A 21,006-nucleotide genomic window follows, 5' to 3' on the forward strand; every position below is an offset into this window, starting at 1 on the left:
TGTCGAGGAGGCGCTGGGGTGACGTGTGAGGTCAACAGCTCGTTCATAGCGAGGTGGCCTCACCTGGGCACTCTGCAACGCTGGCGGGACAGCGCCCCCCTCTGTCCTGCCGGACATCTCCCCCACAAGGGGGGAGATCAGCCGTCATCCTGGCTTTCGCCAATCTCCAGCGGCGCAGAAAGAACCGAAGCGCCAAAGCTGCTGATCTCCCCCCTTGTGGGGGAGATGTCCGGCAGGACAGAGGGGGGCGCGAAGGAATGATGCGTCAGGGAACCCTTCCTCTCGCCTCCGCGCCCTTCCTCGACTTCGCCCGGCTGCTGCGCCGCCACGCCTTTGCCGTCGCCGCCGAGCAGGTCTCCAGCTTCATGCAGGCCATAACCCTGCTCGGCCCGCGCTCCATGGCCGACATCCGCGAGGCGGCGCTCGCAACGCTTGCCCCCCCGCCCGATCGCCGCGGCGAATTCGAGGCGCATTTTCGCAATCACTTCCATGGCGATGGCCAACCCTCGATCGAAGGCGAGGAAGACGAGGAAACCCGCATCAAGGACGATCACGGCACGCGCCAGGAGGAGAAACAGACGACGCGCCAGGAGAAAGGCGGCGAGCTGTCGTCGGGCCTGGAGCAACTGAGCACGCGCGATTTTCAGCGCGACGATGACAGGCTGACCGCCTTTCGCCGCAAGCTGTCGGCTGCCCTCCCCGCGCGCCGCTCATTCCGCACCGTGCGCACCCATTCGCGCGGCAAGCTCGACCTGCGCCGCTCGCTCAGGGAAATCGTCAGCGCCGATGGCGATATCCCCTCGCCGCAGCTCCGCCGCCGCCAGACGGTGCCGCGCAAGCTGCTGATCCTCATCGACGTCTCCGGCTCGATGAAGCTGCACACATCGGATTATCTCAAATTGGCGCACGCCGCCGTACAAGGCGCTGACCGTGCCGAAATCTTCACCTTCGGCACTCGGCTCACCCGCATCACATCCGCACTGCGTATCCGCGATCGCGACCAGGCTCTCGCCCGAGCGGCGGCACTCGTCGACGACTGGGACGGCGGCACGCGCATGGGACCGACCCTGCTCGCCTTCCTCTCGGTGCCGCGGTTATCGGCCTTCGCGCGCGGTGCCGCTGTGATCATCCTGTCGGACGCGCTGGAGCGCGGCGACCATGCCGATCTAGAGACCGCGATACGCCGCCTGAGCGCCCGCGCCTTTCGCCTGTCGCTGGCCACACCTTTGGCCGGCGATCCGCGCTTCCAGCCGGCAACGGCGGCTTTGCGCGCCATCTTGCCCGATCTCGACGATCTCATCGACGGCTCTTCGCTCGGGAGTCTCACCGATTTCATCCTGTCGCTCGCCCGCCCTGCCCCGGCGGCGTCGGCAATCTGGAAAAGGGTATCGTGATGCAGAAAGCCATCGACGCGCATTTCCACATCTGGCGCCAGCAGGACCAGCCCTGGCTGTTCGGCCCGATGGTGCCGCGCATTTTTGGCCCCTACGAGCCGATTCGCCGCGACTATCCGATCGAGGAATTTCTCGCCGATCAGCAAGGCGCAGGTGTCGAGAAGGCCGTCTATGTCCAGACCAACTGGGCCAAGGAGGATTTCGAAAAAGAAGTCGCCTTCCTGCAGAAGACTGCCGACGAGACCGGCTGGCCGCACGCTATCGTCGGCTATACCGATATGACTGTCGACGATGTCCGGCCCCAGATCGATCGATTGAAAAAGTACCCGCTGCTGCGCGGCGTGCGCATGCAGTTACACTGGCACGAGACGCCGGCCTTCCGCTTCGCTGCCTCGGCCGATCAGGTCATCGACCCCAAGGTGCGGGCCAATGTCGCGCGGCTTAAAGACTATGGCCTGTCCTTCGACCTGCAGCTTTTCCCTGCCCAGATGAAGGACGGGCTGACGCTGGTCGGCGAGAACCCGCAGATCAACTTCATCCTCACCCATGCCGGCATGCTGACCGGCATGGAGCCGGAAACCACCGAGGCCTGGAAAGCCGGCCTGAGTACGCTATCAACAGCGCCGAACTTCTACGCCAAGCTGTCGGGCCTCGGCACCTTCGCCCACCGCAACGATCCGGCGTTGATTGCCTACATCGTCGACAATGCGATCGACATTCTGGGCGCTGACCACCTGATGTTCGGCTCCAACTTCCCGATAGAGAAGCTCTGGACCAGCCACGCCGAACTGATCAAGGCGCATCGTGCAGCCGTGGCGAAGCACGGTCCGGTGGCGGAAGCGGATATCTTTTGGAATACAGCAGAGAAGGTTTACAGACCGGCATAGCGCACGCTTTCCATTCTCCCACAGGGGAGAAGCGAAAGCCGCCCCTCACTTCACTTCAAACTCAGGATCGACCGGAATCTGCATCGCAGTCACCAGATGGTTGGTCTGCCCGGCCAGCCCGATGATCGACACCATCTCGCCATGCTGCGCATCGGTCATGCCTTTGGCGCGGGCAGCTGCCGTATGCGAGTGGACGCAGTAGGAGCAGCCATTGGCGGTCGACACCGCGATATAGATCATTTCCTTGGTCAGCGGGTCGATGGCGCTCTCCGTGGCCATCACCACCTTCACCTGGTCCCATGTCCGTTTCAGCAAGGCCGGATCGTTGGCGAGCCCACGCCAGAAATTGTTGACGAAATCCGATTTGCGCGTCGCGCGGATGTCATCGAACACAGCCTTCGCAACCGGGATTTTTTCGACCTCAGCATCGCTGAGGAGTTTTGTGGCGGCCATGGCGTTTCCTTTCGTTGAATCGGTGGATCAGGTGGTTGAATCAGGTCTCGAGCAAGGGCGGCTAACCGGCTATTCCGATTCAGTTTTTGATGCTGACAGAACCATGGCGATTGGCCGAAGCATCTCAGCTTCGTCATTCACGGGCGAAGCAGGCGCGAAGCGCCGTCGCGGAGACCCGAGGATGACGAAGGCGCTGAGGCCTTCGCCAATTGGCGACCTATGCGCACCCTCAAACACCGACCAGAAACCTAATGAACCGCCGCATACATGATCTTCTCCTCCGTCGCCTCGGCGGGCGAAAACTCCTCGACCATACGGCCCTGCCGGCACACCAGAATCCGGTCCGACAGGTTCATGATTTCCGGCAGGTAGGACGAGATAACGACGACGGCCAATCCCTCGTCGGCCAGCCGGTTGATGATCTGGTGGATCTCGGCGATGGCGCCAACATCGACGCCGCGCGTCGGCTCGTCGAAGATCACGATACGCGGCTGCTGCACCAGCCCCTTGCCGATCACCACCTTTTGCTGGTTGCCGCCGGAAAGCTCGACCACGCGGGCATTGTCGTTGATCGCCTTGATGTTCAGCGTCTTCGTCCATTCAGCGGAAAGCGTGCGCATCTCCTGCTGGTTGATCACCCAGGCCTTTTCGCGGCCCGCCGCCAGCAGCCCGCCGAACAGGTTCTCGGCGATGCCCATCGTCTCGAAAATGCCCTCGCTCTTGCGGTCCTCGGTAACATAGACGATGCCGTCGGCGACCGCCTCACTGGGCACGAGATAGCGCACCGGCCTGTCGTCGAGTTCAATCGCGCCACCGCGCAAAAAATCGCGCTTGTAGATGCCGGAGACGATCTTGAAGGTCTCGGTGCGGCCGGAGCCGATCAGCCCGAACACGCCGGTGATCTGTCCCTCGAAGATCGAGAAGGAGGTGTTGCGCACGACATTGCTCATCGAAATGTCCTGCACCGACAGCACCTTCTTGCCGGCCTTGCGCAGCCTGGCCTCGTCGCGCTGGCGATAGATCTGTCCCGACAGTGTACGCCCGACCATGGCGGCGACGATCTTGTCGCGATCGAAGGCCGATGTGTCGTCGGTTATGACCAGCTCGCCATCGCGCAGGATTGTGATGCGGTCGGCGATCATCAGCGCCTCTTCCAATGCATGGCTGATGAAGACGATCGAGACGCCGTTCGCCTTCAGCCGCCGGATCAGCGCGAAGAAGTGCCGCTTCTCCTCCGGCGTCAGCGTCGCCGTCGGCTCGTCGAAGATGATGATCTCGGCATTGTGGTGAACGGCGCGCGCGATCTCGACCATCTGACGCTTGGCCGCGCCCAGCGTCGCCACCATGGCGTTGGGGTCGACCGGAAAGTTCAGCGACTGCAAAAACTGCTGCGCCGAAATGTAGGTGCCGCGCAGCCGGTTGAGGAATTTTTCGGTGCCGAGATAGAGGTTTTGCGCCACCGTCATCGACGGCACCAGGCTGGTCTCCTGGAACACCATGGCGATGCCGGCCTCGAGCGCCGCATGCGGCGACGCATAAGCGATCTCGCGGCCTTTGTGGAACATCTTGCCTGAGGTGGCGTCGACGACGCCGGCGATGATCTTGGTCAGCGTGGATTTGCCGGCGCCGTTCTCGCCGAGCAGCGCGTGGATTTCGCCCTTGCGCAGTTCGAAGCTGACTTGTCTGACCGCGGGCACGCCGCGATAGTTCTTGGTGACATTTTCCAGGCGCACGATCGGTTCCATCAGAGACCTCCTGCGTCGATGGCCAGCACGCAATCGCCGCCCCTGGAGGCGATGAACAGGCGGCCGTCCGTTTCCGCCACGCTGCAGATGCCATGGCGCGTGCCGTCGGCGCGGCTGTGCAGGCTGAATTGCGGCTGCATGTTCTGATCGAGCCTGACCACCAGCCCATAGGAGCGGCTCGGCGACCAGGGCTTGTGGATGCCCATGGTGCGGATGCCGCCGCATTGCAGCGGTTCGAGGAAGCTGCGATTGGAGGCCAAAGCCGGCGCGATCCAGTAGGCCGGCGCCACCTGGTCTAGCATGTCGCGCCGATAGTGGGTTTCCTGGAGAACGAATTCGATCAGCCGGTTGCGTGGCGCGAACAGAGCCAGCCACGCGCCGCCATCGCCGGCCGGCGCGAGGCGCGCGGGATAGCCGGGCAGATGCGTCAGCACGGTCGAGCGGCTACCGGTCGCACCATCGAAGCGAACGAGCTGATGGCGCCAGCTTTCGCTGACCAGCACATCCCGCCCAATGGGATGCAGCCCGTAGGGAAAGGCGATATCGCCGGCCACTTTGCGGAACTCGGCGGCGGCCGCGTCCCGCCTCCAAAGCGAACCGGACGCGCCCTTCTTCATCAGGTCGGCGGCCCATTGCGACGGCGTGTGCTCAGCCGAGCCATTGGCCAGCCACAACGTGCCGTCGTCTGCATAGGCAAGCGCGGTGATGCAGCTGACGCCGGCCGGCAGCGAAACCTCCTTGCCGGCAACCAGCAGCTTGCCGCTTTCCAACCCCACCGTCAGTTCGCCCGACAGTGATAGAGCCAGCGCCGTGATGGGGGAAGGAAAGGTCCCGACAACCTTCGGCTCCACCCCTGCGGCAAGCGAATATACCGCATTGCCGCTGGAAACGAGCAGCCGGCCATCGGCAACCAGAAGATTGTCGGGCTCCGTCAAATCGGCGAACACTGGCGCCTCGTCCAGCCGCGTGTTGGGACGGAAGGCACCGTCGAGCGGTGGGATGGTCACCGCCTTGCCACGAAACAGGTCGAGCACAGGATCGAGGATCATGGCTTCGCTCCCCAATAAGAAGCGGAACTGGTCCAGTTCGGGTCGGCGCCCGCAATCTTGTAGCGGCCGATGCGGTTGTTAAGGATGCCGCCGACGAACAGGAAACCCTTGTGCTCGCGCATCGAGGTGACCATCGGATGCGCGCCGCCGGTAAGGTCGCCCATCGCCTCGACAATGCCGCCCTTGTCGTTGAATTTCACCACGCCGCCGGTGTTGATGTTGGGGAACAGCCACTCGTCCTGCGGCAGCCGGCGCGTCATGCGCTTGCGCATATCGGGATGGCGCAGCGACAGGTCGAAGCTCGGCGTGCGCATGCCGAGCCATGCCATCCAGTAATTGCCGTCCGACGCCCGGTTGATGTTGTCGGGATAGCCCGGCATGTCGCGGATGACGCATTCGGCGGTGCCTGCTTTCGGCCCTTCCAGCCAGTATCGATGCACACGGCAGGCCCAGCTCTCAGCGAAGAACAGCGACTTCCCGTCATGCGCCATGCACACGCCATTGGTGTAGCGGTAGCCGTCGAGCAGTGTCTTCGTCGAACCGTCCTTCGGGTCATAAACCAGCAGCCGGCCGGTGGCGCGGTTCTCGATCGAGTCCAGCGCCCAATCGTGGGCGTCATAGCGCTTGGTGGAGTCAGTGAAATAGATCCGCCCGTCCGGCGCGATGTCGCAATCGTTGGGGTCGCGCAGCCGCGCATCGTCGACGATCGAGGTCCAGGAACGCGACGTCTCCGCCGACAGGCGTTTCACATCCCGATCCGGCGAGACGGAATAGAGCCCCATGGCGCCGACGCAGCTGATCAGATTGCCCGATTTGTCGAAGGCCAGGCCCAGCGGAAAGCCGCCGATATGGGCAAACACCTCCGATTTCATATAGTCCGGCGCGAAGAAGCGGACGATCTCGCCATGGCGCGTGCCGCAATAGAGGTGATCGTCGCGGTCGAGGATGACGTCTTCCGGCCCTTCCAACTCGCCGAGCCCGATATGGTCGGCCGCCGACAGCCGGTTGTCGAGCGCGTAGGGCGTGCCTGAGCCCGGCACCGCAGACTGTGTCTCGCCCATCTTGAGATAGACCGGCGCGACATAGACTTCGTTGAGCACCTTATGGCGGTTCTTCAGCCAGCGGATGTCGATCGTCACCGCCACCGCCAGCATGATGCCCAGCACCATCTGGTTGGTGCCGGTGCCATAGCCCAGCCGGATCAGCCCGTTGGTCATGGTCAGCACGATGATGGCGCCCATCAGCCCCTTGATGACCGAGCCGCGGCCACCACCCAGGCTGACGCCGCCGACCACCGCCGCCGTCAGCGCCATGATCTCAAGGTTGAGGCCGGTGCCCGGCCCTGCCCCACTCAGGCGGCAAGCGATCAGGAAGCCGCCGATCGAGGCGCAGAAGCCGGAAAAGACATAGGTCATGAACACGGTGCGACGCACGCGAATGCCGGCATTGTGCGCCGAGCGCCTGGATCCGCCGACCGCCAGCACATGCCAGCCCGGCCGTGAGCGCGTCAGCGCGATATGGGTGACGATGGCAAGAATGATCGCCAGCCACACCGAGACCGAAAGCCCCCAGAAGGTGCTGTCGCCGATGAAGTCGAGCACATCGGATGTCGCCTGGGAAAGCTGCACGTCGGCGGCATAGGTGGTGACGAGAATATCGAACAGCGCCCGGCCGAAGATGAACGTCACCAGGGTGGTGAGGAAGGCGCGCAGCCTGAGGTAGCCGACGAGGTAGCCGTTGACGGCGCCGAAGATCAGGCCGGTGGCGAGCGATGCCGCCAGCGCCAGCCAGATAGACTGTTCGAGAATGAAGAAGACATAGACGGCGGAGAAACAGGACAGCGCGAAGATCGAGCCGACGGACAGGTCGATGCCGCCGCCCAGCATCACCACCGTCATGCCGGTGACCACCATCGAGAACTCGCCGAGCTGGCGGGTCGATTCCTGCAGCGAGGTCAGCTTGAAGAAGCCGGGAATGATCGAGCCGAACACGCTGAGCGTCGCCACCAGCGCCAGGAACGGAATGGCGTTGTCGGTCCAGCGTTTTGTCAGGATCTCGCCGACCAGATGGTCGGGCACGAGATTGTAGCGCCAGGACTGGAGGCGTTCGCGAAAGGACATCGGCGGCTGCTATTCCATGAGGGAACGATGTGACCGGATTGTCCAGTCACCTCGTTTATTTCAGTCGAAAAGCGCGGCTTACTTCGCCGCCGCTTCGGCCTGCAGCGCCTTCAGGTCCCAGCAGCTGTCGGGCTTGAGGTCGGCTTTGGTCGTAGCCTTCTCCAGCGTGTAGATGTAGGTGTGCGACGTGCCGGCCGGCTGGCCGCTCTGCAGCAGGAACTTGATGATAGCGTTCATGTCGCCGGACTGGCGGGCAAGGTCTGTCATGACAACGGCGCCATAGGTGCCGTCCTGCAGCTTGTCGCAATCGGCCGCCTTTTCGCCGCCGCCGGTGGTGACCAAAAACACCTTGCCGTCGAGCTTGGCGTCGCGGATGGCGGCGGATGCGCCGGTGGCGTCGCCATCCCAGAAGTCGATGATAGAGCAGATGTCCGGGTTCTGCTGCAGCATTGTCGTCGTCACGTTGCGCGACGTCGTCGGATCCCAGTTGGAGTCGGGCTTGGCCACGACCTTGAAGTCGGGGTGCTTCTCCAGCACCTTCATGATGCCGGCATACTGGTAGAGACTGGACGAGTTGGCCTGATCACCCTGCACAAGGCCGATCTTCTTCGACGAATTCTCGCCGCAGCCCTTGATCGCCGCTTCGGCCTCGAGTTGGCCGAGCCGGTCCCAGTCACTGCCGACAAAGGCGTCGGCCGGGAAGTTGGCGGGATTGTCGACCAGTATGACGTAGGTTCCGGCAGCCTGCGCCTTCTTCATCAGCTTGGAATAGGAGTTGAGATCCGGCGCATGGATGATCAGCACGTCCGGCCTTGTGTCGGACGAGATCGCGTCGGTGATCGCCTGTGCGCCGGCATCGACGACCCAGTTCGGATCGCGTGTTTCGAAGGTGCCGCCCCAGGCCTCGACTTCCGTCTTCAGATAGTGCGACCAGCCCTGCGCAAGGTCGAAGCCCATCGCCAGCGGCACCAGCATGACGCGCTTGCCCTTGAGCGCCTGCGCGTATGCGGCCGGGCCCGGATCGTCGGCGGCGAAGGTCGGCGCGACGAAGGCGGTAGCGGCCAGCGCCGTGGCGGCCGCCATCAGTGTTCTGATCAGTTTCATGTCACATCCTCTGTTTTTCACTTATTGCCGGCCGGTCCGCATGACCCGTCGGGTACCCCTTAGATGTCGCCCTGCTGCGCGGTCTGTTCGTCGCGCGGATTGATGATGCCGTCGACGATGATGGCTCCGAGCAGGATCGCCGCCTTGATCAGGTTTTGATAGAGCAGCGGAATGTCGATGATGGTCATCGCGTTCGACAGGATGCCGATAAGTGCAGCGCCCACCAGCACATTGCGCACTCCGCCCCGCCCGCCGGACAGGCCGATGCCGCCGATCACCGCCACCAGCACGATGTCATAGAGCAGCGTCGAGTTGACGACGCGGGTGTTGATCGAGTGCAGGCTCGACGCCGTCAGCAGGCCGGCGATCAGCGCGACGAAGGCCGAAACCACATAACGCAGCACCAGCATTGGCCGCACCGGAATGCCGATGTTGCGCGCGGCGACCGGATTGTCGCCGGCGAAATAGATGTAGCGGCCCCATTTGGTGTAGCGCAGGAACAGGAAGAACAGGAAGGCGAGCCCGGCGAAGACGAACACTTCGATCGGAATGTCGAGGAAACGCAGGCCGCCGAGCAACTCCACCCAATGGCCCTGAGGCACCGGCACCGCATCCTGCGTGATCAGTTGCGAGCGGACATAGCCGAAGACGAAGGAGCCGGTCGCCAGCGTCACGAAGATCGCCGGCACGTCGGCATAGGCGACGAGAAAACCGTTGAGCAGGCCGATGGCGAGCACGCCTGCCAGCACATAGGCGAAGGCGAGCCCATCAGGCGTTCCGGCGTTGAGCAATTGCAGATACCAGGCGACCGACATCGCCATGATCGCCACCGCCGACAGGTCGATGCCCCTGCCGATTATGACGACCGCCATGCCGAGCGCCAAAATGCCCAGCACCGACACCGAGCGGACGATGGCAACGAGATTGTTGGCAGCGATGAAACCAGGCAGCCCAATGGCAGCGGCGACGAACAGCACCACGGCGATGGCAAAGACAATGCCTTCCTGATTCAGGCTCCTGACATTTGGCCAGCCAATCGTGTTCATGTCTGCATTCGCCCCGATGGCAGCTCTGCCACCCCTTCCGAAGAAAGCTAATCGGCTCGGCGCCGCTTCGTCAAATGAATCCGCGCTCGGAACACCCGTTGGCAGTGATAATCTTCCAGTGGACGCACCGATTGCTAGAACTGGCGCAATCCTAGGAAAAGGCTGCGCTTTTGGCATTTGGTTGCACCATTGCGCGTATGCGCGAAGGTGCCGTTCTGAGGCGAAAGCACAAGGCGGAATTAATTGCCGCCTGAGCGGCGAAAATCGCGAATTCAGGTCCTGGACGTGTGGCCTGAAACTTCGGCGCCTGCACCGGGCGGCAGCACGAGGAACCGCAACGCCGCCGCCAGCCCGATGGCGCCGATGACCAGGAAGGCGATGCGAAAATCGACGAGGTCGAGCGCCGGCCGGTGCCTGACGATCTGCGACAGGTTCAGAATGGCAGCCGCCACCGCTACGCCGAACAGCATCGACATCTGCTGCAGCATGGACGACAAAGTTGCCGCCGAGCTGCGCTGCGCCGCATCGATATCGGCGAAGGCCAGAGTATTCAGCGCTGTGAACTGCATCGAGCGCGTCAGGCCGGCGATCAGCATCAGCGCTACCACCAGCGCCTGCGGCGTCTCCGGCGAGATCGCCGCGCAGGCCATGATCGAGGCCGAGGCGATCAGGCCGTTGACGACCATGACCGTGCGAAAACCAAAGCGCCGCAGCGTCGGCGTCGTCACCGTCTTCATGCCGAGATTGCCGAGGAAGTAGGCCAGGATCATCAAGCCGGCATCGACCGGCGAAAGGCCAAAGCCGACCTGAAACAGCAGCGGCAAAAGGAACGGCGTGGCGTTGATCGCCACGCGAAAAATGGTGCCGGCGGCAAGCGTCGAGATGGCGAAGGTCTGCACCCTGAACGCGCTGAGATCGAGCAGCGGATGCGGCGCGCGCCGGAGATGCCGCACCGCCAGCCAGCCGATGACGATGCCGGCGGCAATCAGCAGCACGGCGGGCAAAGCGCCGTCTTCCGGATGTGCGATGCGCTCAAGGCCGTAGAGCAGCAGCGCGAGCCCCAGCGACGTGAGGAAAAACCCCGGCCAATCCAGCGGCTTGGGATCGGCCGCGCGGTCGCCCGGAATGAAGCGCGCGACCAGCGCCAGCCCGACCAGCCCAAGCGGGATGTTGATGAAGAAATTCCAGTGCCAGGAGAGATAGGTTGTGATGAAGCCGCCAAGCACCGGCCCGACCACGGGCGCAAACAACGCCGGCCAGGTGATCAGCGCCGTGGCGTTGAGCAGCTCCGACTTCGACGCATTGCGCAGCACCAGAATGCGCCCGACCGGCGTCATCAGCGCGCTGCCCAGGCCTTGCACGACACGGGCGGCAACGAACTGAGGCAGATTTTGCGAGAAGCCGCAGGCCAGCGAGGCCAGCGTGAACAGCACAATCGCCAGCAGGAAGATGTTGCGCGCGCCGAAGCGGTCGGCAAGCCAGCCCGACAGCGGCACGAACACCGCCATGGTCAGCATGTAGGCGGTGATGCCGATGCTCATCGCCACCGCCGTCACGCCGAAGGATTGTCCCATCTGCGGCAGCGAGGTCGAGATGATCGTCGAATCCAGCAGCTGCATGAAAAACGCGATGGCAACGATCAACGCCACGCGCCGCGCATTGCTGGCGGTTGCGGCGGAGGCCTCGGTGTCGGGAACGGCAGTCATAGCGAACCGCGTTGAACAGCATATGGCTGGCCCCGTCCAGAGCTTATCCAACAAACTTCCGTGTCGGCTCGCAGCCTGTTATGGATGGGCGGGCGGCCAAGGACATTGCATGAAGCCTATCTATATCGACTACCTCAATGCCCTAGATATCGAAGCCCTGGAGATGACCGACGGCGAAATCATTGCCGCTGTCGAAGCCGGGCTTATCGCGCAAGGCAATGGCCAGACGGTGATCGAGCCGCGCGTCCATCTTGAACCCGACCCTTCCTTCCATGGCCATTTCAACGTTCTGCGCGGCTACGTTGCGCCGCTCGATACGGCGGGCGTGAAAATCGTCGGCGACTATGTCGACAATTATCTGCACGGGCTCCCTTCAGAATTTGGCATTCTAAACCTGTTCGATCCGCGCACCGGCACGCCGCGCGCCATTCTCGACGCCACCGTCATCACCGACATGCGCACCGGCGCCGTCACCGCTATCGGCGCCAAACATCTGGCGCGCAAGAACTCCAAGGTGCTGGCCCATATCGGCGCACGTGGCACCGCCTATTGGAATGTCCGCCTGCTCGACCATCTCTTCGACTTCGACGAGATCCGCGTTCATTCGCGCCGCCCGAAAAGCCGCGACGGCTTCGCTGCCAAACTCTCGGCCGATCTCGGCAAGAAAGTTACCGCGGTTGCCGACTGGGAGAGCTGCGTCAAGGGCGCCGACATCGTCGTCGAGGCCTCGCGGCTGCCGGAGCCGCAGCCGCTGCTCAAGACCGAATGGATCAAGCCCGGTGCGCTGGTCGTGCCCTATGGTACGATGAGCGCGGTGGAGCTGTCATTGACCGACATCATGCAGAAAATGGTCGTCGACGACTGGGGCCAGTGCAAAGGCGGCAAGTTCGGCTCGCTGCGCGCCCATGTCGAGACCGGGCGGCTGGGCGAAGCGACGCTGCACGCCGAGCTCGGCCAGATCGCTGCCGGTCTCAAGCCGGGACGCCAGAGCGACGACGAGACGATCCTGTTCTGGCATCGCGGCCTGTCGCTGTCCGACATTGCGCTGGGCAAGGCGATGCTGGCCAAGGCTGCTGATAAAGGCATCGGCCAGAGGCTGCGCTTCGCATGAGCGCGCTCGTCCTCACCGGCGCCGGCGTCAGCGTCGAGGACGTTGCGCAGGTCGCCCGCGGCGGCCGCAAGGTCGAGGTTGAACCGACAGTCATCGAGAGGCTCGACAAAGCGCGAAAAGTGCTCGATCAGGTCGCCGCGTCCGGTCAGCAAATCTATGGGCTCAACACCGGGCTCGGCGCCAATCTCGGCACATCGGTCGAGGGCGATGCCAGCGCCTTCCAGCGCCAGTTGCTGGAAGGGCGAAGCGGCGCTGTCGGCGAACCGTTGCCCCAAGAGGCGGTGCGGGCGACCATGCTTGCGCGCGCAGCGATGCTGGCAGTCGGCGGCTCCGGCATTTCGCCGGCGGCTTTCACCGCCCTTGTCGATGCGCTCAATGCAGGCGTGCATCCGGTAATGCCGCAGTTGGGCTCGATCGGCGCCGGCGATCTCGTGCTGATGGCGGCGCTCGCCCGTCTGCTGACCGGCGACGGCGAAGCTGACTATCAGGGTCGGCGCATGCCGGCGGCCAAGGCGTTGATGATGGCGCGGTTGGCTCCGATCAGCCTGGCGCCGAAAGACGGCCTGTCGCTGATCAACGCCTCGGCGGTATCAGCCGGCACTGGCGCGTTGGTACTGGCCGACGCGCTGTCGGCCTTTGCGCAACAGCAGCAGGCCGGCGCGCTGACCATGGAAGGGTTTGGCGCCAACCGCACCATCCTCGATCCGCGCCTGCATCTGGCGCGGCCGGCAGCCTGCCAGCAACTCGCGGCCAAGGGCCTGCGCGACCTGCTTGCCCGTGACGAGGAGCCGGCGCCGACCACCTTGCAGGACCCGTTGTCGATCCGCTGCATGCCGTCGATCCATGGTGCATTGATCCAGGCGATCGATCAGGCGCGGCTGGCGCTGGAGATCGAACTCAATGCCGCCGCCGACAATCCGCTGGTGCTGGGCGATGACGGGCTGGTTCTGTCGACCGGCAATTTCCACACCGCATCGCTGGCGCTTGCCTTCGAGACGCTCGGCCTGGCGATCGCGCAATGTGCCGCGGCAAGCGTTGCCCGCTTCATCCAGCTCGCCGGCTCCGGCCGCAACGGCCTGCCGAAATATTTGTCGCCGGTCGGCGGCGCCTCGGCCGGTTTCGTGCCGCTGCAAAAGACGGCAACGGCAATCCTGGCCGGCATCCGCCACAAGGCCAATCCGGTGATGCTGGATTTCCTTCCCGTGTCCGAAGGCGTCGAGGACCATGCGACGCAGACCCCTCTGGCGGTGTCGAAATGCGCCGAAATGATCGCGCTATGGCGCCGGCTGATCGCCTTCGAACTGATGGCCGCCGCGCAAGCCGTCGATCTGCGCGATAGCCTCAAGCTGGCGCCCGGCACCGCAGCGATCCATGCTGCGGTGCGCGCGCATGTGGCGATGCTGAGGGAGGACCGGCCGCTGGGAACGGATGCCGAGGTACTCCATGCCATGCTCGCCGACGGAACATGGCAAGGTGCAGCGATGATCGGCAAGGAGGCCGAGTAGTCAGCCCTTTGCGTCCACCCGTTTCATGAACAGGCTGAGCTCGGCCGGATCCATGCGCACGACATGCCTGTCTTCCGGATAGGCGCCGCTATCGACGTCGGCAACGTACTCGGAAAACGCCGCGACGCGTTCCGCCTGCAGACGATCGTACTCGGCGGCGAAGTTGCGGTAGACCTTGGAATGGCGCGGCATGTGGCCCCGGTTCTGGCCAAGAATATCGTCGGCAAACAGATATTGCGCGTCGCAGCCGGTGCCCGCACCCATCGACAGCATGATCAGCGAGGTCCGTTCCGAGATCGCCTTCGCCACCTCGATCGGCACCACTTCGATCTCGGCGCCGAGAGCTCCAACGGCCTCATACTGCTTGACCGCCTCAAAAATCTGCATGGCGGTGTCGGCGGTCTTGCCGACGGCCTTGAAGCCGCCGGTCCAGGTGGCGCGGGACGGAATGAGGCCGACATGGCCGATGACGGGGATCGCGTCGTCGGCGAGCCGCTTCACGGTGGCGAAACCGGCGCTGCAATAAACGGCGTCGGCTCCGGCCTTGTAGAGCCGGAACGCCCAGCGCAGGAAATCGTCCGCCGTGCCTATTTCATAGAAGTTCTCGCCCGGCATGGTGAACAGGCTAGGCGCCGCATCGCGATACTCAGGGTTGAGCACCAGTTCCGGCGGCACCGAGACGATGTCGACCCCTGCCCGCTCGGCGGCCTCGGCCTCGTCCATGGTCAGGACGCGCAGCATGGTCAGCTGGCGCTTGCCCTTCATGGCGCGCAGATCGGCGACGGTCGGTCTCTTTCGGCTCATCGGGATGTCCCTGTTTGCTGGTTGCTTTTCCCGGTCACCTTACCGGCCCCGTAACAGGCCGGATAGAAGGCGGGTGGTTTATTCGCTACTCGGCCGCCGCCGACATATCGAGCTCGTGAAATTCACCGCGATAGGGCCGCGCCGTCGGCGGCAATTCGCGCTTGAGGAAATAATCCTCGTACCGCAGCTGCTTCAGCAGCACCGGCCAGACCTCGCGATAGGCATGCCACATGGACGGGTTCGCCGCCGGCAGGTCGTGCTTGACCAGCTCGTGCAGCCTCGGCAGCGCATGGTAGGGCACCATCGGAAACATGTGATGCTCGACGTGGTAATTCATGTTCCAGTAGATGAAGCGGCTGACCGGGTTCATGTAGACGGTGCGCGTGTTCAGCCGGTGGTCGACGACATTGTCGGCCAACCCGATATGCTGCAGCAGGCCGGTCAGAACCATGTGCCAGCTGCCATAAAAACGCGGCAGGCCGATCAGCACCAGCGGCAGCCATGAACCCAGCGCGATCGCGAGGGCGATCGTCGCAACGTACACGGCGACATGCCAGCGCGCCGCCGTGATGGCCTTGCCCTGTTCGGTCTCAGGAATGTAGCTCTTTTCGTCGTCCGACAGCTTGCCCAACGCCTGGCGCGCCAGGATCGGCAGCGAATAACGGAAATCGAGAATGCCGGTGAAGGCAAGCGCCGCCTTGACCAGATTTGGCGGCCGCATTACCGCGATCTCGGCGTCACGGCCGACGATGATCGTGTCGGTGTGATGCCGCGCATGGCTCCAGCGCCATTGCACCGGATTGCGCACCACCATGAAGCTGGCGATTTCGTAGATCGCATCGTTCATCCAGCGTGTGCGGAAGGCGGTGCCATGGCCGCATTCGTGCCAGCGCGAATCGCTCGACGATCCATAGAGCACGCCATAGACGAGCAGGAACGGCACCACCCACCACGTGCCCCAGAACCACACGATGCCGGCGGCCGAGCCCAGGATGGCTGCGATCCAAATCACTGTATCGCGGATCGCCGGCCCGTCGGAGCGCTGCATCATTTCCTTCATTGCCTTGCGCGGCACGTCGGTGTGATACCACTCGGCCGAGGCCAGCCCGGTCTCGATCGCCCGGCGGGTGCTTTCGCCGACCAGGCCGTAATCGCGCTTTGTCTTGGCCGCCGTCGCCATCACCGTCTCGCCTACCTCAAAGCCCGTTGGCGCGGAACTTCCCGTCGAGAAATGTTTTCGCCCGCGGCACGTCGTCCTCGGTCAGATGCTCGATGATAACAGGGATGTTCGGGTGCTTCTCACTGAGCCGCTGCAGATAGAGATCGTAATTCAGCGATCCCAGCCCGGGCGCCGGCAGCTCGATCTCGCCGACGCCGCGGAAGGTCAGCCCCTCATGCGCGTCCGCGTCGCCGATATCGGCATGCTTCTCGGTCTTGTCGCTGCCTGAGCGCTTGACGTCCTTGGCGTGCGCGATGCGGATCTTGTCGGCCAGCGTGTCGAACACCTGGTTCAGCACCTGGTCCATGCGGTCGATATTGTGCGCCTCGAAATAATTGGTCGGATCCATCAGCAGGCCGAGGCCCGGATGGTCGACCTGCGCGAACATTTTGACCGTCTCCTCGACCGAACCGACGACATTGTTGACATAGGTTTCGAGCAGGAACACCGCGCCATGGTCGTAAGCCGTCTGGGCAAGATCCGAGATCACCTTGCGGCATTCCTCGAAGCCTTCCTCGGTCTTGTTTTTGGGATGATGCACCCAGTCGGATTCGGTGTTGTAGGTGCCGGTCTCCGAGATCACGTAGGGCGAGCCGAAGTCGCGCGCATTGCGGATGATTTCCTTGAGATAGCCGACGCGCTTCTCGCGCTCGGATTTGTCGGGATGGATGATGTTGGTGTAGCCCGAGATGCAGCAGACCGGCAGATTGTGGTCGCGAAACGTGTCGCGCACTGTCCTCGCCTTGTCCCCGGTGATCTGCCCGGCCGTGAGATCGACATCCCTGAAATGCATGTCGAGCTGCACTGTGTTGAAGCCGAGTGCACGGATGCGGCGGGCGGCCTCCGCGAGCTCATAGGGGAAATAGCCGGTGAAGATACCTGCCTGCATCATGATGTGAACTCCTCCCGGTAAGCGATTCAGCCGCCACACTATTCGGCGGCATGTTCAGTCGATCGATATCTCGGACAGTTTGACGGTGCGGCCTTGCGCCATCGAGCGATAGCCGGCCTCGACCAGTGCCATCGTCTTGACGTTGTCGGCGACGGAGAGCGCCGGCGGCGCGCCTGTCTCTACCGCATGCTGCAATTGCTCCATCACGCCGATGAAGGCATGCGGGAACCACATCGTGTCCCAGCTCGGGCTGACCCACTTGCCATCCGTCGTCTCGGTCGACGCATAAGTCAGCGTCGAGGCCACGCCTTTCGGCCAGCCGATCGTGCCTTTGGCGACACCCTTGGTGCCGTCGACGCGCCAGTTGATGTGCTGGTCGTCCAGATAGCCCTCCTGGCGCGGTCCGCACCAGACATCCTCCAGCGACACGGCGAGCACGCCGGAGGGAAAGCGCAGCGTCGAGACGGTGATGCCGTCGCTATGCTCGAATGTCGTGCGCGGGTCCTTGCGTGTCAGAGTGGTGATTTCCGAGGGATCGCCGAACAGGAAGCGCAGCACGTCGAGATGATGCACGCTCATATTGGCCAGCGTCAGCCGGTCGTAGTCCTGAAGGAAGGTCTGCCAGTGCGGGATCGCATGCATGTCGATCTGCGCAAAGACGATGTCGCCCAGCGCGCCGCTGTCGATGATCTGCTTCAGGACGCGCATCGACTGGTCGTAGCGCATGTTCTGGTTGACCGAGAGGATCTTGCCGGACTTTGCGGCTTCGTCGCGCAGTTTCACGGCTTCATCGACCGACAGCGCCAGTGGCTTCTGCGCCAGGATCGCCTTGATGTGAGGCTGCTTCAGCGCATGGCGGATCAGCGCCGGCTGCTGGTCGGGCGGGAAGGCAAGGTCGACGATCTCAATCTCGGGATTCTCGATCAGTTGTTCCGGCGTGTCGTGGACGGTCGGAATGCTCCAGCGTGCAGCTACCTTCTCGGCGCTGGCCTTGGTGCGCGAAGCGATGGCGACGACTGGGAAACCGGCCTGCGCATAGGCGGCAAGATGGCATTCGGCCATGATCATGCCGGCGCCGATGCAACCGATCCGGTATTCGCTGGTGCGAACCCTCACATCCGGCTCGAAACCCTGGCCTGCCATCCATTCCTCCCTTGGACGACAGGATATAACGCCATGGCCGGCCCATCAGCCAAGGTCCGCTCCATCAATTCCCATCAGAACCATGCCGGGGTGACGGTGCGAACTAGTTTGCGGGAATCAGCACGGTGCTTTCCGGCGACCAGCTGAGCATTACATTCTGGCCCTCGGCCAGCCGGTCACTGCCGGTATTCTGGACGATGACTTTCAACGTCTGGCCGGCGCGCTCGACGAAATAGGTGCTGTTGTTGCCGGCGAAGATGCGCTTGGAGACTTGCCCCTTCAGCGTGTTGGCATTGCCGCTCGATGCCTCGGCATCGGTGGCGATGCGAATGCGTTCGGGGCGCACGGCGCAGCTGGCCTTTGTGCCGGCGGCAAGCCTGTCGCCTACGCCGGCAACGATCGCCGTGCCGTCAAGCAGGCGGATGCCGTCGCCGGTCGCATCGCCACGAAAAATGTTTGCGTCGCCAAGGAAGGTGGCAGCAAACTCGCTCTTTGGGCGGTCGTAGATCTCCTCCGGCGGCCCCTCCTGCACGAGCCTGCCGTCGCGCAGGATGCCGATGCGGTCGCTCATCGTCAGCGCCTCTTCCTGGTCGTGGGTGACGAAGATGGTGGTGATGCCGATCTCGCGCTGGATGCGCTTCAGCTCGATCTGCATGTCGACGCGCAGCGCCTTGTCGAGCGCGCCGAGCGGCTCGTCGAGCAGCAGCACTCGCGGCTTGGTGACGATGGCGCGCGCCAGCGCCACACGCTGGCGTTGGCCACCGGAGAGCTGGTGCGGCCGGCGCTCGCCGAGCTTGCCGAGTTGGACGAGATCGAGCGCGCGCTGCACTTCGGCGGCGATCGTCGCTTTCGTTTCGCCGCGCACCGACAGGCCGAAGGCGACATTATCGGCGACGCTCATATTGGGAAACAGCGCATAGTTCTGGAACACCATGCCGATGCGCCGCTTTTCGACCGGCACCCGTTCGACGCTCTCGCCGCCAATGGCGATGCGGCCGGAGTCGGGAAAGTCGAAGCCGGCGATCTGGCGAAGCAGCGTGGTCTTGCCGCTGCCCGATGGGCCGAGCAACGCATAAAAGCCGCCATCGGCGAAATCGATGGAGACGTCGTCCAGCGCCTTGTGCGCGCCAAAACTGCGGGAGACGTTCGATACCTGCACGCCGGCCATTATTTCTCTCCGCCGAATTTGAAGAAGCGCGCCGTGAGCAGCATCAGCGCCATCGACACGACGATGATGATGGTCGAGACCGCGTTGATCTCGGGCGTGAACCCCTTGCGGATCGCGGCGTAGATTTCGACCGGCAGCGTCGTCTGGCCCGGCGTCGCCAGGAAGTAGGAGACGACGAACTGGTCGAACGACACGGCAAATGCGAACAAGCCGCCGGCAATGACGCCGGGCATGATCCACGGCAGCGTCACACGCCTCGTCACTTGCCACTGGTTGGCGCCGAGCGAGCGCGCCGCCTCTTCCAGCTCCGGCGCAAAGGTCTGCAGCCGCGCCGAGACGACGACGATGACATAGGGCAGCGCCAGCGCGACATGGCCGAGCAGGATGGCGAACAGGCCGCGGCCAATGCCGACGCCGAAGAAGAAGATCAGCATCGCCGTGCCGGTGATCAGCCACGGAATGGCGATCGGCGGAAACAGCAGCGCCTGCAGCACCTTCTTGCCGCGGAAGTCGTAGCGGAACAGCGCCAGCGAAGCGGCCGAGCCAAGCACCACACAGATGAGCGTGGTGATGACCGCGATCTCGAGGCTGTTCCAGGTGGCCGCGATCAGCTGGTCGTTCTGCCAGAGCGAGGCATACCATTCCGTCGTCCATTCGAACGGCAATTGGTAGAAGGGCGAGACGTTGAACGACATCAGCGCCATGATGATGATCGGCAGATAGAGGAAGGCGAGCAGCAGTCCGATGTAGAAGCGGCCTAGTCCTTCGAGGATGCGGGTCGTCATCATCAAGCAGCCCTCCGCAGCACCGGCGAGGCAACCGCCAAGATCACCAGCACCACCGCCAGCAGGATGAAGGAAAGCGCCGCCCCCAGCGGCCAGTTGAAGACGGCGACGAACTGGTCCTCGATCACCGTGCCGTAGAACGTGCCGGTGCGGCCGCCGAGGATGCGCGGCTCCATGAACGAGCCGACGACCGGCACGAAGATCAGTGCCGCACCTGCCACTAGGCCGGGCATCGACAGCGGGATGATCACCCGCTTCAGCACCTGCAGCCGCGAGGCGCCGAGCGAACGTCCGGCCTCGATCAGCGAGTCATCGATGGCCTGCAAAGTGAGGTAACAGGTCAGCACCATATAGGGCACGTAGGAGTGCACCAGGCCGATGATGACTGCGGGGTAGGAATACATCAGATCGATGTTGATCTTGAACGGCAGCACGGCGTTGAGCGCCGTGTCGAGGATGCCGCCCTCGCGCAGCACCATCGCCCAGGAGAAGATGCGCACCAGCCCGTTCGACCAGAACGGCAAGATGACCAGCAGGAAGATCGCCTCGCGGCTGCGCCCCTTCAGCACCTTGGCCAGCACATAGGCCGCGGGATAGCCGATGACGACGCACCAGAGCGTCACCTCAAGGCCGAGCCGAAGCGAAGCCAGCAGCAGCGTCAGGTACAGGCTCTGCGAGAAGAAGGCGGCGTAATTGCCAAGGGTGAACGCCCACGGCTTTCCCGACAGCGGCAGGTCGGTCATGAAGGAGAAGAATACCATGGCCGAGAGCGGCAGGAAGATCGCCACCGTCAGCCAGAGATAGGCCGGCGCCAGCAGCGGCAGGGCCGATCTCAGCCCGCTGCGCGACGCGACCGCACCCTGTACTGCCATGAT

At 63.5% G+C, this 21,006-nt stretch carries 18 protein-coding genes; 4 read left to right on the forward strand and 14 right to left on the reverse strand.

Going from position 1 to position 21,006, the window contains the following annotated elements; translation table 11 throughout:
• Positions 1–257 precede the first annotated feature (257 nt).
• Together NKJ64_RS11925 and NKJ64_RS11930 are read left to right on the forward strand one after the other, a co-directional pair.
• Positions 258–1,394, forward strand: a complete 1,137-nt coding sequence (locus tag NKJ64_RS11925) for a vWA domain-containing protein (protein ID WP_352462615.1) — start codon at positions 258–260, stop codon at positions 1,392–1,394.
• Positions 1,394–2,281, forward strand: a complete 888-nt coding sequence (locus NKJ64_RS11930; RefSeq protein ID WP_352462727.1) for an amidohydrolase family protein — start codon at positions 1,394–1,396, stop codon at positions 2,279–2,281. The genes NKJ64_RS11925 and NKJ64_RS11930 overlap by 1 nt, the downstream gene beginning before the upstream one ends.
• A gap of 45 nt (positions 2,282–2,326) precedes the next feature.
• On the opposite strand, the gene NKJ64_RS11935 is transcribed toward NKJ64_RS11930, so the two are convergent.
• The 7 genes from NKJ64_RS11935 to NKJ64_RS11965 all read right to left on the reverse strand — a co-directional run bounded on the left by NKJ64_RS11935 (position 2,327) and on the right by NKJ64_RS11965 (position 11,504).
• Positions 2,327–2,734, reverse strand: a complete 408-nt coding sequence (locus NKJ64_RS11935) for a carboxymuconolactone decarboxylase family protein (protein ID WP_023725431.1) — start codon at positions 2,732–2,734, stop codon at positions 2,327–2,329.
• Positions 2,735–2,982: 248 nt separating this feature from the next.
• Entirely contained in the window at positions 2,983–4,479 is a 1,497-nt protein-coding gene (locus tag NKJ64_RS11940; RefSeq protein WP_023714820.1) for a sugar ABC transporter ATP-binding protein, read from the reverse strand.
• Complete coding sequence (locus tag NKJ64_RS11945; RefSeq protein WP_023729421.1) at positions 4,479–5,528, reverse strand: SMP-30/gluconolactonase/LRE family protein; 1,050 nt, start codon at positions 5,526–5,528, stop codon at positions 4,479–4,481. Before NKJ64_RS11945 ends, NKJ64_RS11940 begins: the two co-directional genes overlap by 1 nt.
• Positions 5,525–7,648, reverse strand: coding sequence for an ABC transporter permease (locus NKJ64_RS11950; RefSeq protein WP_023690776.1), 2,124 nt, complete (start codon positions 7,646–7,648; stop codon positions 5,525–5,527). The genes NKJ64_RS11945 and NKJ64_RS11950 overlap by 4 nt, the downstream gene beginning before the upstream one ends.
• A gap of 78 nt (positions 7,649–7,726) precedes the next feature.
• Positions 7,727–8,752: a sugar ABC transporter substrate-binding protein gene (locus NKJ64_RS11955; RefSeq protein ID WP_023668177.1), complete on the reverse strand. Its 1,026-nt coding sequence runs from the start codon at positions 8,750–8,752 to the stop codon at positions 7,727–7,729.
• Positions 8,753–8,811: 59 nt separating this feature from the next.
• Positions 8,812–9,798: an ABC transporter permease gene (locus NKJ64_RS11960; RefSeq protein WP_023668176.1), complete on the reverse strand. Its 987-nt coding sequence runs from the start codon at positions 9,796–9,798 to the stop codon at positions 8,812–8,814.
• A gap of 272 nt (positions 9,799–10,070) precedes the next feature.
• Positions 10,071–11,504 (reverse strand): DHA2 family efflux MFS transporter permease subunit, encoded by a 1,434-nt coding sequence (locus NKJ64_RS11965; protein ID WP_023696221.1) that lies wholly within the window; start codon positions 11,502–11,504, stop codon positions 10,071–10,073.
• A 109-nt stretch (positions 11,505–11,613) separates the two neighbouring features.
• Between NKJ64_RS11965 and NKJ64_RS11970 the strand changes: the two genes are divergently transcribed.
• Positions 11,614–12,615: an ornithine cyclodeaminase family protein gene (locus NKJ64_RS11970; RefSeq protein WP_023829197.1), complete on the forward strand. Its 1,002-nt coding sequence runs from the start codon at positions 11,614–11,616 to the stop codon at positions 12,613–12,615.
• Positions 12,612–14,120, forward strand: coding sequence for an HAL/PAL/TAL family ammonia-lyase (locus NKJ64_RS11975; protein WP_352462617.1), 1,509 nt, complete (start codon positions 12,612–12,614; stop codon positions 14,118–14,120). The genes NKJ64_RS11970 and NKJ64_RS11975 overlap by 4 nt, the downstream gene beginning before the upstream one ends.
• On the opposite strand, the gene NKJ64_RS11980 is transcribed toward NKJ64_RS11975, so the two are convergent.
• The 7 genes from NKJ64_RS11980 to NKJ64_RS12010 form a co-directional block, all read right to left on the reverse strand.
• Positions 14,121–14,924, reverse strand: coding sequence for a 3-methyl-2-oxobutanoate hydroxymethyltransferase (locus NKJ64_RS11980; RefSeq protein WP_023682254.1), 804 nt, complete (start codon positions 14,922–14,924; stop codon positions 14,121–14,123). It abuts the gene before it with no gap.
• Positions 14,925–15,009: 85 nt separating this feature from the next.
• The gene (locus NKJ64_RS11985; RefSeq protein ID WP_023736018.1) at positions 15,010–16,104 is read right to left on the reverse strand and encodes a fatty acid desaturase family protein; all 1,095 of its coding nucleotides are present in this window, start codon (positions 16,102–16,104) and stop codon (positions 15,010–15,012) included.
• A 16-nt stretch (positions 16,105–16,120) separates the two neighbouring features.
• The gene (locus NKJ64_RS11990; RefSeq protein ID WP_023705643.1) at positions 16,121–17,035 is read right to left on the reverse strand and encodes a sugar phosphate isomerase/epimerase family protein; all 915 of its coding nucleotides are present in this window, start codon (positions 17,033–17,035) and stop codon (positions 16,121–16,123) included.
• 54 nt (positions 17,036–17,089) lie between these two features.
• Positions 17,090–18,178: a Gfo/Idh/MocA family protein gene (locus tag NKJ64_RS11995; protein ID WP_352462619.1), complete on the reverse strand. Its 1,089-nt coding sequence runs from the start codon at positions 18,176–18,178 to the stop codon at positions 17,090–17,092.
• 103 nt (positions 18,179–18,281) lie between these two features.
• Positions 18,282–19,346 (reverse strand): ABC transporter ATP-binding protein, encoded by a 1,065-nt coding sequence (locus tag NKJ64_RS12000; protein WP_352462620.1) that lies wholly within the window; start codon positions 19,344–19,346, stop codon positions 18,282–18,284.
• Entirely contained in the window at positions 19,346–20,134 is a 789-nt protein-coding gene (locus tag NKJ64_RS12005) for an ABC transporter permease (RefSeq protein ID WP_352462621.1), read from the reverse strand. The genes NKJ64_RS12000 and NKJ64_RS12005 overlap by 1 nt, the downstream gene beginning before the upstream one ends.
• On the reverse strand, positions 20,134–21,003 hold the full coding sequence (locus NKJ64_RS12010) for an ABC transporter permease (RefSeq protein WP_023690767.1): 870 nt from the start codon (positions 21,001–21,003) through the stop codon (positions 20,134–20,136). Before NKJ64_RS12010 ends, NKJ64_RS12005 begins: the two co-directional genes overlap by 1 nt.
• Positions 21,004–21,006: the final 3 nt, after the last annotated feature.

Origin of the sequence: Mesorhizobium sp. M0062 (genome assembly GCF_040323125.1) — a bacterium.
GTDB lineage: Bacteria > Pseudomonadota > Alphaproteobacteria > Rhizobiales > Rhizobiaceae > Mesorhizobium.

Excerpts from the sequence above, each read along its gene's own strand:
- NKJ64_RS11925 (WP_352462615.1), top strand. The coding sequence starts at position 258 with ATGATGCGTCAGGGAACCCTTCCTCTCGCCTCCGCGCCCTTCCTCGAC.
- NKJ64_RS11930 (WP_352462727.1), top strand. The coding sequence starts at position 1,394 with ATGCAGAAAGCCATCGACGCGCATTTCCACATCTGGCGCCAGCAGGAC.
- NKJ64_RS11935 (WP_023725431.1), bottom strand. The coding sequence starts at position 2,734 with ATGGCCGCCACAAAACTCCTCAGCGATGCTGAGGTCGAAAAAATCCCG.
- NKJ64_RS11940 (WP_023714820.1), bottom strand. The coding sequence starts at position 4,479 with ATGGAACCGATCGTGCGCCTGGAAAATGTCACCAAGAACTATCGCGGC.
- NKJ64_RS11945 (WP_023729421.1), bottom strand. The coding sequence starts at position 5,528 with ATGATCCTCGATCCTGTGCTCGACCTGTTTCGTGGCAAGGCGGTGACC.
- NKJ64_RS11950 (WP_023690776.1), bottom strand. The coding sequence starts at position 7,648 with ATGTCCTTTCGCGAACGCCTCCAGTCCTGGCGCTACAATCTCGTGCCC.
- NKJ64_RS11955 (WP_023668177.1), bottom strand. The coding sequence starts at position 8,752 with ATGAAACTGATCAGAACACTGATGGCGGCCGCCACGGCGCTGGCCGCT.
- NKJ64_RS11960 (WP_023668176.1), bottom strand. The coding sequence starts at position 9,798 with ATGAACACGATTGGCTGGCCAAATGTCAGGAGCCTGAATCAGGAAGGC.
- NKJ64_RS11965 (WP_023696221.1), bottom strand. The coding sequence starts at position 11,504 with ATGACTGCCGTTCCCGACACCGAGGCCTCCGCCGCAACCGCCAGCAAT.
- NKJ64_RS11970 (WP_023829197.1), top strand. The coding sequence starts at position 11,614 with ATGAAGCCTATCTATATCGACTACCTCAATGCCCTAGATATCGAAGCC.
- NKJ64_RS11975 (WP_352462617.1), top strand. The coding sequence starts at position 12,612 with ATGAGCGCGCTCGTCCTCACCGGCGCCGGCGTCAGCGTCGAGGACGTT.
- NKJ64_RS11980 (WP_023682254.1), bottom strand. The coding sequence starts at position 14,924 with ATGAGCCGAAAGAGACCGACCGTCGCCGATCTGCGCGCCATGAAGGGC.
- NKJ64_RS11985 (WP_023736018.1), bottom strand. The coding sequence starts at position 16,104 with ATGGCGACGGCGGCCAAGACAAAGCGCGATTACGGCCTGGTCGGCGAA.
- NKJ64_RS11990 (WP_023705643.1), bottom strand. The coding sequence starts at position 17,035 with ATGATGCAGGCAGGTATCTTCACCGGCTATTTCCCCTATGAGCTCGCG.
- NKJ64_RS11995 (WP_352462619.1), bottom strand. The coding sequence starts at position 18,178 with ATGGCAGGCCAGGGTTTCGAGCCGGATGTGAGGGTTCGCACCAGCGAA.
- NKJ64_RS12000 (WP_352462620.1), bottom strand. The coding sequence starts at position 19,346 with ATGGCCGGCGTGCAGGTATCGAACGTCTCCCGCAGTTTTGGCGCGCAC.
- NKJ64_RS12005 (WP_352462621.1), bottom strand. The coding sequence starts at position 20,134 with ATGATGACGACCCGCATCCTCGAAGGACTAGGCCGCTTCTACATCGGA.
- NKJ64_RS12010 (WP_023690767.1), bottom strand. The coding sequence starts at position 21,003 with ATGGCAGTACAGGGTGCGGTCGCGTCGCGCAGCGGGCTGAGATCGGCC.